A 12,312-nucleotide genomic window follows, 5' to 3' on the forward strand; every position below is an offset into this window, starting at 1 on the left:
TTTACAACCATTTAACACTTCGATACCCCATTTCCCTAAGTTTATTTTTGTTAGACTTATTTGCAGTAATATATTCCATTTGTGTATTTGGACCGCCACGGCCATTATACTTAGGTTTTTCCATAATCTGATTACGTCTAGTTAAAGACATAAGATACTTATTTATGGTCTTCAGCTGTTCATTAATGGTTCCCATATAGTCTGTACCTCCACTATCAGCATTATTATTACTTTCATAAAAATCATTGACTGCCTTAACAAAAAACAACCTTAACCTGATAACATTGTTGGCATAGCGTTGCCATTTTTCGTTTTCATTTAGTTCCGTTGGCTTATGTAATTCTATTCTTTGCACAGTATTCTCAAATCGCTTTATCTGCTGTAAATTTGGACTTTCACCACCTAACCACTCTAGGATTTTGTTGATTGCAAAACGTTGGTTTTGGTTTCTTCGAGCTATTTTATCTCTATTTTCTTTTTGGTAATCAAATATTGCGATATCTGGTATAGGTGTATAGTTAATTAGCACTGTAAGTACCTTTGCCAATGTTTCCGCTGGCATATTTCTTATCCATCCCCCATTCTTCATCTGATTTTCTTCTGAGAGAATAAAGTTAGCCACGAAAGATGCCGTGTCTTTTTCTGTCGCAACTTTTTCCATACTCAATATCATCTTATAAGGCAGTAAGAGGACTTGAGCTATGGTCAGCCCGTATGCCATCGCCACGGTAATGACAATATTGAACACAGCAAAAGTGTCAAGCTCTCCATCTAGGGGTTCTGAAAAAAAGCGAAACTTTGAAAACCCAGGCTCCTGCATAACATCTAATAAAGCAGAGAAGAATTCATCTGCCGCTTCTATGTTTATTTCCGACGCGATTTTCCCGCCTATTCCTACAGCCTTAGTTGCCTGAACATTGGTAACAAATATCAGTCTACCGCTATGCAATGTGACATGAAGCATAAATTCATAGCCGTAACCAAAGGTTAATCGCGCTCCCACTCCAATATTGAAAAGGTTCAGTACTTTTTTGCTATTGTTGGGCTTCCAGAGAAAGTTCGCCTTTACACTTCCGCCAACTTCTATTCCGGCAAATGCCTTGGCACTTACTGCGGCACCAGCCGCAAATTTTGCGTTACCATCATTGTTACTATTGCCAACCTCAGTCACCGTATAATCGTCGTAATCATCTTCCTTATCGACCATGCCTCTGACACCCAAACCGCGCTCATTGGTGTTACCTATGTATATTCCGTTAGCGATCTGGATACTGGCAGCAATTGCACCAAAAACTTTACCACTTATCAAAAGCTGTGCACCACCAAGCTTTTTAATCTCGTTTACAACAGAAATAGTACCATCTGATTTTTCAACTTTCTTAATATAGGGGATTTCGAGTTCAAGGAACTCTGTTTTGCTTGGTATGAAAAAATCAAATGAGTTCTGAGCCGTTGCTAAATCATAGCCGACTTTAATATCAGCATTTGCAAGAATGTGGTCTTTGTTGAAGTTGCCCTGTGTAACTCCCACAGAAGCTTCAGAAACGTAACGCATGAATTGCGCTTCACCACTTGTATTCAGCTCCCCTTTAATTCCAAATAAATCTGTTTTTTCTGTTTTCCACGGGAATGGGATAGATTTTACCCAATCATCATCTCCAATATAGGCATTACTCTCCATGAACTTCCACTCTGCAAATTTATACTCCCTGTTTTTAGCTATTTGTTTCAGCAGATTTTCTGGAACTTTTCCTATAGCGCCATCTCCCGCAACATGGCTGTAACTCGAAAAGCTTATCAGTTTTGAACAGAATTTATTTTTGGAAGCGCTTTCACTCAATACTGGGTTGTTGGATAGAATATATATCCGCTTTTCAGGGTCACTCGCTAAAGAGCATTCAACAATATGAATCATCTCCTCAGCCCTCTTTGCAATGATGACCTTGTCTAAGTTTTTTGGTTTCCATTTTTTTTCATCAAATACTATTGGGTATGGGCTGTATTTTTTCGATGTATCTTCCTTTAAATCATTCGGTCCAAGAAATATGCTATGGTCTAGATCTTTGCGAACGCCTCTTATTACTTTATGTTTTAGTTCTTTTAATCTTTTTGAAGCCTTCTCAGAGTAAGTTACAATTGAATTAATGTATTTTGAGAATTCTTCATTTCCCTCAACAAAATCGTTAAACGCACCAATCCTATAAGAAACCTCTTTTAAAATAGATATCCTTAGAACATACGCTGGGTAATAGCCTAATGTTTTGATGTTAATCTTTTCTAGTAATATTATTATTTCTTTAACGCTTATTTTTTCTTTACATAGCTTTTCGACTAAAAATGAAACTTCATCTTTTCCATTGAATAAATCACTTCCATTTAAACATTGTTCTTTGAATACAAAATTTAATTTATTTAATTTATAAAGAATCGGAAAGAATGCACGATAGACTATATTTCTATAATCTCTTAGAAAGTCTTCAACATCTTGTTTAGGGTGTTTATTTTTCAATATTTTGGTAACAGATATAAATTCTCTGTAAAACCGAAATGCGTCATCTAAATCCAGTACAGTTGTAGATTTAGTTATCTCGTCTTTATTTAAGTTATCGATTATGCCAGAACGATATCGCCAACTACTCAGTTCTTCTAGCCACTTATCCATGTCTTCGTGGTAATCAAACGTGTAGTATTGATGTCTACTGAACTTATATTTTATTTTTCTATTGGAAATTTCTGTTTTTTCTGCAGTTTCTATCGCATTATCTTTTAGATCCTCTATATGACTTTCCAGCTGACCTATAGCTTTCTTTTGCAGTCTTCTTAATGCGTTTAGTGTGGTTACTTCAACAGAGTACACTTTGTCTTTCCTATTGACAAAAGCAGCCCCCGAATACCCTACTGCCATAGCCGTGTCAGAATCGCCAAAGAAATCTTTTATAAACTCCTGATCTTTATCGTATCGCTCTTTAATTATCTGTAAACCATCATCTATTCCTGTTAAACCTATAGTTGCGTCATCATATGGAATTCTAATGATTTCTGTGTCGCTTAAGCTTTTTTCAAGTAAGATTTTCTCAATATTTGCGCGTCTTAAAGCACTTCTTTCTCCGTCATTTAAGAAGTATTCATGACTTAATACATTAAATGGCTCTAGCAACCCAAGAGAGGCGAGCCCTTTAACCGTTTCTTCTCTTGTCCCCTTGATTTTATCTGCACATTTTTTCGCCTCACTAATAACACACTCTTTTGCGTTCTTATCTAGCAAAATATACTGACTTTTTTTGGTGGTTGGATTTTCAAGAACATATAAAGCATCTATGAATTCCGGTCGCTCACATTGAGCAGCAACAAGCTTATCGTCGGGTAATTCTTGGGGTACTTCTTTATCATTTTCGTTTATTTTTTCAGAAACTGGTGGAATTAGCTTACCGTCTGATCGACATTGACCAATATCACTTAAATTCAAGGTACTTAGTGCATCAATAGCGGCTTTATCTGTCTGTAGTTCTTTCGTTGCCTCAGAAATCGCATCTCCGCGTTGTATTATATATTTGCCAATTCTCATGACATCATTTCCTTAACTAAGTTAGTCCCAAGAATTAAATGGGGGTTATTCACATCAGGAGTATTGTTTCTCAGCCTCTGTGCTTTTTTATTTATTGATGCTGGGGGAGATATATAGAGTGACGAAGCGGATCCTAATAAGCTAGATACACTTTTTTCATTAAGAAAGGGTAAGCACTTGGATATAGTCTTGGGAGAATAAAATCTGAAGAAAAACCAACGTTGGTCTTCACTGTATACAGTGATATTACGCTGTAATGTATCAAGAATATCCTGTTTCATCGTTTCTGCAGGAAACTCAAAAACCACACCACTGCTTGCCCACATATCATCGGAAAGCCATTTCTCCCATAATTTGTCTTTAGGTTTTACTTCAACCCAAATAGGGCTTTTATCTAGCTGAGGCATCCAGTGCGTGCCCTGATACAGAAGCCCCCACTGTTCCTCATTCAATGTTCTAACTTCTTCCAAATAACCTGTGCGAAGTTCATCAATCACAAGAATGTATTTATGATTCATCATTAAGCACACTCACAATCAGTGTGTGCATTGTTCCCTAAGCCTTTTTGGCACATTTCAGCCATAGGGATATCCAGATAAGCGAAAGCTTCTAGCCTTTCTGCCGTTGAAGCAAGTGACGGGACTACAGGGACAAATTCAGCCACATCTGCTAGGTCATTGTTTTCAGGTGGCTCCCGGTGCTTTGGCATTTGGGAACGATCTAACACACTGGAACCTCCACCAGAACCACTGCCCGTTTCACCTATCAACACAGTCGGGTTACCCGAAGCGACCGAACCACCATGCGATGTGCCATCTCCCTGGCGAGCGGCTGGTTTGCCGTTAATAAATACACCGGATGAGCCTGCTGCAATGCTGTCAGGTGGTCCAACACAAACGCACATGTCGCCCTGACGGGCGGCGGGCATGCCTCCAACAAAAACATTTGGAGATCCAGCAGCGACTGGTCCTCCTACATGAGGGATCTTTCCTGTTACTGCGGGGCAGGTATGAGCAGAACCGATGTGAGCTGCAGGCTTTCCCATTTTGATATCCTTCGCACGGTTTAGCAGAGGGCTATTGCCCTAATGTCAAATTGGTCAATATGAAATGTATTCCTTATCAGCGCGCGAACCTAACATAATGAGCGTTTTCAGACAATTAGAACGATTATTAGGCATGCCCGCAGGTTGATTTCTGCCGCATTTTTACTCCAAGATCCGATTAGCTCACTAATTTATAAGATTTTATTGATAACATTAACATAATCATTCCTACCTTTAGATTCTGCACCGTTTGTTGGTTCTCTCATCCACTTTTCGTGAATTCTTAACATGCACCACTAGTATTGGTCGTTATAATGCACCTACCTCTTTTTCATGGACTTGTTTTTATGGACCATTCTGACCAACTGCCCTCTCAACCTGCACCTTCCTCGTCAGGAACAGGGTTATCCGATACCAAAAAGTTTTGGATGACGTTGTTGATCATCGCCATTACCGCTTTAGGTTTTGTGCGAGTCACCGACGAGAAAGCCCATGAAATGGTCAATGAAAGCATGTTGGTTGCGGGTGCCAGTTTTGCTACGGCGAGAACGTTAGATGCGGCAATTTCGCTGGTAAAAAGTGCAGAAATATCGGTTGGTGTTGCTTCTGTAACGTTGGGACAGGTATTAAACCCAGTGAGCGATCTGATAGATAAATTTGCTTGGGTTATGACACTTTCCGTGGGCTCGCTGGCATTACAAAAGGTACTGCTATTGATGATGTCGTCCCACTTAGCTAATGCGTTACTGGCATTTTGCGCACTGGGTTTGCTGTTAGCCATGTGGTCGCCTGTCATGCAAGGCTATAGGAAACACTGGTTTAGCGCGTTTAAATTTATGGTCCTTATTCGCTTTGCGGTAGTGATTTCTTTGGGTTTGAATATTGCAATCGATACTCTGTTTCTGGATAAGCAAATTGAATCACGTGCAAACTACATTGAAGAAGTGACCATGCTGGTTCAGCAAGCCTCCGATCCGTCTTCCATTGAGCAAGAAACGGAAGAATCCGGTTTTATGGGTTCCATTCGAGATAGCTGGGATAGCCTGACAGGAAAGCTGAAATCGCACACACAAAGGTTAGACATTATCCAGAACAGTGTTGAAGACTCCATCATCAGTCTGATGGAACTCATCGCCCTATTTATCTTAAAAACGGTGTTACTCCCCATTGGATTTCTGGTTGTCTTTAAGAACATCATTTTGAGTAAATCTATTAACCTCCTCTAAAAATAGAGATTAATTACAAATAGTTATCTGATATTAACTTTCTTGATGATAATTTATCCTTCAAAGGCTCTTTTATTATGAACACTGTTTTATTACTATAAAAAGAACAGCAATGGAAAGTTGGATAACAATATGGCTTTTAGGATTGTCTCGAGTGACATATATCTACCTGAGTACCCATGGAGCGCGGAAGACTTTGATGTCTACCTGGGGCTAACTAAGGGAACTAGCAACAAAAAGTTCGCAGTAGAAAAACGCTATATCGCATCACGACAAGAAAGCGCAATATTCATGGCAACACAAGCCATTCTTAAGTGTTTAAGACAGAGTCCGTTTTCGCTTTCGGACATCGATTTACTTATCTATGCCAGTGGCACCCACCATCAATCACTCCCTTATGATGCTGCCGCGGTATTGGCAGAGCTCAAAGCCCCACCTTCAATCACAAGTTTAGACATCAATAGCACCTGTCTTTCATTTTTGTCTGCTCTCGATTATGCCCAATGTGTTTTTGCGGCTAAGCGTCATCAACGGGTGCTGATCGTAACAAGTGAGCTGGGATCTGGGATCACATTAAACAAGTTCAAAAAGCCCAAACCTGAAGTGGCAACCCTATTTTCAGACGGAGCAGCCGCATATCTTCTGGAGGCTTCGGAGCTCAGTTATGGCTTACACGGCGCGATGTTTGAAACGCATCATGAAGGCTATGAATGTTGCCAAATTAAGGGGGGTGGTAGCCATATCAATCCTCATAAAGTCTCTCACGCTGAATACCTAGCAGCCTGCCAGTTTGAAATGGACGGAAAATCCCTGTTCAGACATATTGTTAACGTTATGCCTGAATTTTTGAAACGTGGAATAGCTAACGCCGGACTTTCCCAAAGCGACATTGCTTACTTTCTTCCACACCAAGCCAGCCATCATGGCATGGCAAAGCTGCCGAAGCTCACCGGTTTTAGCGCGGAAAAAATCGTGAATAACTTCCGCGAATTAGGCAATCAGGTGGCCGCATCACTCCCCATTAACCTGCACTTACTTCGCCTAGAAAAAGCGGGAAGTGGCGAAAAGGTTTTGCTCGCTGGCTCTGCCGCTGGTCTCTCTTTAGGAATGGGAGTCATAGAGTTATGAGAATATTGGTCACTGGGGGAACAGGCATGCTGGGTAGTGCTATCTTGCGCATGTACCATCAACAGCACGATCTTTCTTTCCTTGGAAGAAATCAAACCATTGCAGAAAACCTCACTCAAAAATATGGGGTAACGGCTCATATTGGGGACTTGTCCAACAAAGCGGTTTTGCGCGCCGCATGTGAAAATGTGGATGCCATTATTCACACTGCCGCGCTTTCTAGCCCTTGGGGAACCTACCAAGAGTTCTATCAGGCGAATGTTGCTGGCACACAAAACCTGCTAGAAGCGGCTACAGAAGCACAGGTTAAAACCTTTATTCACATCTCCACCACCAGCGTCTATTTTGATGAAACCGATCGCTGGTCAATTAAAGAGTCTGACCCGGTTGCCAGCAAATTTTGTAACGACTATGCGAAGACCAAGTACCAGGCAGAACAGCTTGTGCAGTCTTCTCCTGTTCACAGTGTCATCTTAAGACCAAGGGGCATATTTGGTCCTAACGACCGAGCCATAGTACCAAGGGTAATGAACGCTATTCGGGGTCAAACTCTGTTGCTGCCTTCAAGTCGTAATCCGGTTCTGGATCTGACATACGTAGATAACGTTGCCGAAGCGGCTTTGTTGAGCTGTGAAAAAGCCGAGCAAATCGATTCAGGTACTCTCCTAAACATAAGTAATGATCAACCTATGCCTGTTGAACATATTTTGTCTGAGCTTTTCAGCCAAAGTAACATGACGATAAAAATGAAAAGGCTACCGTATCCAATTCTTTTACCTATCCTGACGTTCAGTGAATGGGTCAGAGATAAACTTCCAAATCGACCAGAGCCAAAAATCACGCGCTACTCCGCTGGATTATTCCATTATCATCAGACTCTGGATATCAACCGAGCGAAAGCACTACTCGGATACCAACCCAAAATATCAATAAAAGAAGGGATTCAACGTTATGTCAGTTGGCGTGAAAATCAGATTGTATGAAGGCGGTCACTGCGTTCACCCAGGCTTTGTGGTGAAACCGGGCAGTGGTTTGAAACCGCGAGCCTTTCCTGCGGCAGTGGCATTGCTGCATCATCCAGAGCATGGATACGTCCTGTTCGATACGGGTTACCATCAGGAATTTTTTAAGCAGACCCGACCATTTCCAGAGCGATTTTACGCGTGGACTACACCTTGTCACTTCAATCACGGAGATGGCATTCTTGAGCAGTTTGAAAAAGAAGGCATTCAGAAAAGTCACATTGAACATGTGGTGCTTTCTCACTTTCATGCCGACCACATCGCGGCTATCAGGGAGTTTGAACATTGCCCCATTCACTGTGATCCGCGGGGTCTTGATGCTCTTGTACATTCAAGCCGTATGGGTGGAGTTCGCAAAGGGTATTTAAAAAAGCTCCTTCCTGAGCACGTCAAAAAGAACATTCAGTTTCATTCAGACTATTCGATTCCACTGAATACTATTTTCCCGCAAGCAAAAGGTATTGATTTGCATTGTCTGGATTTGTTTGGCGACGCTTCGATGTATCTGGTCGACCTTCCCGGTCACGCTGCCGGGCAAGTCGGCTTGCTCGCCAGGCTGGAAAGCAAGTGGGTGTTTTTGCTGGCTGATGCCTGCTGGTTGATTGAAAGCCTTTCACATCGAATTGATCAACACTGGCTTGCCAATATGCTGTGTGATGATGTGAAAGCCTATAAGCGAATCCTGCACGAACTCAGAAAATGTCATGACCAGTTGAGCGATGTTGTCGAACTGGTTCCATCTCATTGCTCTGACACCATTAATCGCCTCAAAGCAGAAGGGTGGATATCATGATCACTCTTCTTCGCCATTACGTTCAGGCTCGCTACCCAAAATTTAAATCCCGAGAACAAGTAGAAGATTGGCAACAGAACCGATTGCAACGTCACCTGAACTGGGTGTGTGATAACTCTCCTCTATATTCGCCACTAAAAGGGCTGCCGCTGGATGCTTTTCCTGTCATAAACAAAAGTTTCATGATGGAAAACCTGTCGAAAATAAACACGGAAAGGCTAAAAGGTGAAGACCTTATGTCGCAGGCACTAGAAGCAGAATCTTCACGCCAGTTTAATCAATCCAAAGTTGGAAATATTACCGTCGGGCTTTCATCCGGTACGTCGGGGCAGCGTGGACTTTTTCTTGCGAATAACCATGAAAGGCAAATGTGGGCAGGTAACATTCTCGGAAAACTCCTGCCTAATGTCTGGCAAAAACACCGTATCGCGCTTGCGCTCAGAGCCAACAGCCCACTTTATAGCACGATAAATCGAGGTCCCATCAAGTTCTATTTCGCTGATTTGATGAAGCCAACGGATGAATGGATAAAAGAGCTCGATGAATTTCAGCCCACGCTTTTGGTAGGGAGTGCGCAGGCATTGCAGTTGTGTGCAGAGTTCAGCGGTACTTTTGGGTTACCGGCAATGAACCCACAACGCATCATTTCCGGAGCAGAAGTGCTCACACCATCTGATAGAGCTTTCATCGAAAACCGATTCAACGCTGATTTGCACGAAGTCTACCAATGCACTGAAGGCTTTTTAGGCTGCACTGACAGCAATGGTCAAATGCGCTGGAATCAGGACATTGTTTACATCGAAAAGCACTGGTTAAACAAAGAAAAAACACACTATAGCCCTATCATTACCGACTTCCGTAGGCGCACCCAACCCGTTATTCGATACCAACTGGATGACATCATAGAAGCCAAAGAAGACGAAGGCATTTTCGAACCCATTGGAGCAATTGCCGGCAGAAGTGGAGACAAACTTCTTCTGCCGAGGAACTCTATGCCAACACCTGTTTTACCCGATTTGATTTACCGCGCTGTCACCTTAAATTGCTGTGAACGAGTTGATTACCGAATCACACAATCCGCACGGAGTGAAGTAACCATTGAATGCGACTCTAAGTGGCATGACGCAATTTGCAACTCGCTCAAGCAGCTATTTCTAACTCTTCAGCTTGATGAAGTGAATTTTAAATTTGGTGCCCCGCCCGACTGGACACCAGCGAATAAACAGCGAAGAGTGGTAAACCAATATGTCTGATACGAAAAGAGTTTTAGTTACCGGAGCCAGAGCACCTGTTGCTGTCGACTGGGCACGCGCATTGATGCGTCAAGGTCATCAGGTGTTCATGACAGATTGCAGCCGCTTTCCGTTAGCCCGCTTTTTAAAAGGCACTCAAGGGTATTTACGAACACCGCCGCCAAGACAGGCATTCTCTGACTACAAAGAGGCTGTTTTGCAAATCATTGACGCTCACAACATCGACATGGTGATTCCTACGTGTGAAGAAGTGTTTTACCTTGCTCAGATAAAAGCTGAACGCCCAGATGTCGATTGGGTTCTGGCTGATTTAGATCTGCTGCATTCGCTGCACAATAAAAAGCAAATTTTTGAGGTTCTGGAAGGGCTTCCTGAAATCAAGCTTCCCGATACAAATGTGGTCACAGCAAAGCAGCAGATTGAAATAAGCCCAGAGACCATACTCAAACCTGTTTATTCTCGCTTTGGCGAGGAGATCATCAGAGACGTTACCAAAGAGGCGATTTCAGGCATCGAAGTATCGAACCGTATTCCCTGGGTTCAACAACAAAAGCTGCGAGGAAAAGCCATTTGTCTGTACGCTCTTTTCTCGCACGGAAAGCTCATTGCCCATCAAAGCTACTTGCCTCGCTATTGCCTGAACAAATCGGCGGCTTCCTATTTTGAACCGATAGCAGATAAGCGAATTCAACGTTTTCTTGAAGCGTTTGGAGAACGGCATCAATTTCACGGGCAAGCTTCATTCGATTTTATGGAAGATGAAGGCGATCTGTATGTGATCGAATGCAACCCAAGAGCAACCAGTGGTCTACACCTTGTGGCAGAGGGAATAGATTGGGGAGAAGATGGATTTATACGGTCATCTAATCACAAATCTACTCCTAAACATTTAGGTTCGGTCATGCTGTTATCCGATGGACTTAGCACTCTGACCTCGAAGAAAAGCTGGCACGATTACCGCACTACGCGTTGCGCTATCGATTGTAAACGCTATCCAATTTCAGGTTTGGCACCACTGTTTGTGCATTCTGAACTGATTTATAACGCGATTAAGCAAAAGCGCACCCTCTCTGCTGCAACGACTTTCGACATCGAATGGGATGGGGAGAATGCATGCTAACGTCGAATGAATGGCACCAGCACTTTTTAAAATTAATGGCTGAACCAGACATGATTCAGCAGTTCAACGCCAAATTCATAAACTACGACGTCAACGGTGTGTTCGTTCCAGCCACGGTTTCTTTGCCAGTGCACAACAACTGTTATGCGGTTTCGCCTCTGACATTGATTTCTGGGTACGGTGAAGACGAACTGCCAAAGCTTCAAAATCCCCTGCTAAGAATACTCAGTTCTGTACTGTTAAAGGCGCTGACCAAACCATTGGAATGGGCTGGGCTGAATCAGGTCCAAATACTCAACAATCAATGCCTTTCTACCAATATGTACAGTTCACACTGGAATTCCATTCACCTTAGTGAACTTAGAATAAAAGCAATCGCAGCGCACCCAGACAAAGCGCTGCTCCTGCGATCGTTAAACAACGTGCAGCATAGTTCAATCCTTCAAAATGCGAGGCGCGATGGCTGGCTAGCTGTCGCGACTCGCCAAGTGTACTTGCATTGTGATTGGCAAAGTTTTATTCCTAACGCTGACATTAAAAGGGATAGAAAGCTTTTAGAAGAGAAAGGCTGGCAGTTCAGGCTATTGAAAACTCAGGATGAATGTCGTCAGGCAAAGCAGTTGTATGACGCTTTGTATCTCGATAAGTACAGCCAGCACAACATTCAGTTTTCAGCAGAATATATGTATCACGCTGTTCAATACGAACTGGTTACGTTATTCGGGTTGTTTTACCAAGATGAAATGGTGGCTACATTAGGTCTTGTTGTAATCGACGGAGACATGACTTGCCCGATATTTGGATATGACATTAAGAAGCCGTCAAAAATGGGTCTCTATCGTCGAATATCGATATTCACTATTGAATATGCCAGAGAGCGAAATCTCAATTTCAATATGAGCTCAGGTGCCCCCAGTTTCAAAGCCAACCGACGAGCCAAACCAGAAATTGAATATTCTTATGTATACACCCGACATCTCAGTCCCTACAAAAGGCTAGTGTGGAGAGTACTGTCGTTTCTCACTAAAACGGTATACAAGCCAATTCTTCAGAAGTATCGGCTATAGCTCTTGGTGCTCACTCAGTCGCACTACCCTATGCTTTAGCAACCTCAAAACTGGTCAAATATAGTCTTCTTATTTTCCGGGAATCGCTTTATA

10 protein-coding genes are annotated in these 12,312 nt (G+C 42.5%); 7 read left to right on the forward strand and 3 right to left on the reverse strand.

Annotation, left to right across the window (positions count from 1 at the left end; genetic code table 11):
• Nucleotide 1: 1 nt before the first annotated feature.
• The 3 genes from RH89_RS26160 to RH89_RS29400 are packed head-to-tail and all read right to left on the reverse strand — an operon-like array spanning nucleotide 2 to nucleotide 4,610.
• A complete protein-coding gene (locus RH89_RS26160) occupies nucleotides 2-3,565 on the reverse strand; it encodes a hypothetical protein (RefSeq protein ID WP_004408528.1) in 3,564 nt (1,187 codons plus the stop codon).
• Nucleotides 3,562-4,086, reverse strand: a complete 525-nt coding sequence (locus RH89_RS26165; RefSeq protein ID WP_004408530.1) for a DUF4123 domain-containing protein — start codon at nucleotides 4,084-4,086, stop codon at nucleotides 3,562-3,564. Before RH89_RS26165 ends, RH89_RS26160 begins: the two co-directional genes overlap by 4 nt.
• Entirely contained in the window at nucleotides 4,086-4,610 is a 525-nt protein-coding gene (locus tag RH89_RS29400) for a PAAR domain-containing protein (RefSeq protein ID WP_004408531.1), read from the reverse strand. Before RH89_RS29400 ends, RH89_RS26165 begins: the two co-directional genes overlap by 1 nt.
• 347 nt (nucleotides 4,611-4,957) lie before the next feature.
• Here RH89_RS29400 and RH89_RS26175 point away from each other — a divergent pair, with 347 nt between their 5' ends.
• From RH89_RS26175 to RH89_RS26205, 7 genes are all read left to right on the forward strand, one after another.
• Complete coding sequence (locus tag RH89_RS26175; RefSeq protein WP_004408533.1) at nucleotides 4,958-5,836, forward strand: hypothetical protein; 879 nt, start codon at nucleotides 4,958-4,960, stop codon at nucleotides 5,834-5,836.
• 132 nt (nucleotides 5,837-5,968) lie between these two features.
• The gene (locus tag RH89_RS26180; RefSeq protein WP_004408534.1) at nucleotides 5,969-6,964 is read left to right on the forward strand and encodes a 3-oxoacyl-ACP synthase III family protein; all 996 of its coding nucleotides are present in this window, start codon (nucleotides 5,969-5,971) and stop codon (nucleotides 6,962-6,964) included.
• A complete protein-coding gene (locus tag RH89_RS26185) occupies nucleotides 6,961-7,947 on the forward strand; it encodes an NAD-dependent epimerase/dehydratase family protein (protein WP_004408535.1) in 987 nt (328 codons plus the stop codon). Before RH89_RS26180 ends, RH89_RS26185 begins: the two co-directional genes overlap by 4 nt.
• Nucleotides 7,916-8,779 (forward strand): MBL fold metallo-hydrolase, encoded by an 864-nt coding sequence (locus tag RH89_RS26190; RefSeq protein ID WP_004408536.1) that lies wholly within the window; start codon nucleotides 7,916-7,918, stop codon nucleotides 8,777-8,779. Before RH89_RS26185 ends, RH89_RS26190 begins: the two co-directional genes overlap by 32 nt.
• A complete protein-coding gene (locus RH89_RS26195; RefSeq protein ID WP_004408537.1) occupies nucleotides 8,776-10,032 on the forward strand; it encodes a F390 synthetase-related protein in 1,257 nt (418 codons plus the stop codon). Before RH89_RS26190 ends, RH89_RS26195 begins: the two co-directional genes overlap by 4 nt.
• Nucleotides 10,025-11,152: an ATP-grasp domain-containing protein gene (locus RH89_RS26200; RefSeq protein ID WP_004408538.1), complete on the forward strand. Its 1,128-nt coding sequence runs from the start codon at nucleotides 10,025-10,027 to the stop codon at nucleotides 11,150-11,152. Before RH89_RS26195 ends, RH89_RS26200 begins: the two co-directional genes overlap by 8 nt.
• Complete coding sequence (locus RH89_RS26205) at nucleotides 11,146-12,219, forward strand: GNAT family N-acetyltransferase (RefSeq protein ID WP_004408539.1); 1,074 nt, start codon at nucleotides 11,146-11,148, stop codon at nucleotides 12,217-12,219. Before RH89_RS26200 ends, RH89_RS26205 begins: the two co-directional genes overlap by 7 nt.
• Nucleotides 12,220-12,312: the final 93 nt, after the last annotated feature.

It is taken from the genome of Vibrio nigripulchritudo ATCC 27043 (genome assembly GCF_000222685.1).
Lineage (GTDB): Bacteria > Pseudomonadota > Gammaproteobacteria > Enterobacterales > Vibrionaceae > Vibrio > Vibrio nigripulchritudo.

What these genes read in the sequence shown, in the direction of transcription:
- RH89_RS26205 (WP_004408539.1), top strand. Translation starts at nt 11,146, where the DNA reads ATGCTAACGTCGAATGAATGGCACCAGCACTTTTTAAAATTAATGGCT.
- RH89_RS26185 (WP_004408535.1), top strand. Translation starts at nt 6,961, where the DNA reads ATGAGAATATTGGTCACTGGGGGAACAGGCATGCTGGGTAGTGCTATC.
- RH89_RS26190 (WP_004408536.1), top strand. Translation starts at nt 7,916, where the DNA reads ATGTCAGTTGGCGTGAAAATCAGATTGTATGAAGGCGGTCACTGCGTT.
- RH89_RS26165 (WP_004408530.1), bottom strand. Translation starts at nt 4,086, where the DNA reads ATGATGAATCATAAATACATTCTTGTGATTGATGAACTTCGCACAGGT.
- RH89_RS26180 (WP_004408534.1), top strand. Translation starts at nt 5,969, where the DNA reads ATGGCTTTTAGGATTGTCTCGAGTGACATATATCTACCTGAGTACCCA.
- RH89_RS26175 (WP_004408533.1), top strand. Translation starts at nt 4,958, where the DNA reads ATGGACCATTCTGACCAACTGCCCTCTCAACCTGCACCTTCCTCGTCA.
- RH89_RS29400 (WP_004408531.1), bottom strand. Translation starts at nt 4,610, where the DNA reads ATGGGAAAGCCTGCAGCTCACATCGGTTCTGCTCATACCTGCCCCGCA.
- RH89_RS26160 (WP_004408528.1), bottom strand. Translation starts at nt 3,565, where the DNA reads ATGAGAATTGGCAAATATATAATACAACGCGGAGATGCGATTTCTGAG.
- RH89_RS26195 (WP_004408537.1), top strand. Translation starts at nt 8,776, where the DNA reads ATGATCACTCTTCTTCGCCATTACGTTCAGGCTCGCTACCCAAAATTT.
- RH89_RS26200 (WP_004408538.1), top strand. Translation starts at nt 10,025, where the DNA reads ATGTCTGATACGAAAAGAGTTTTAGTTACCGGAGCCAGAGCACCTGTT.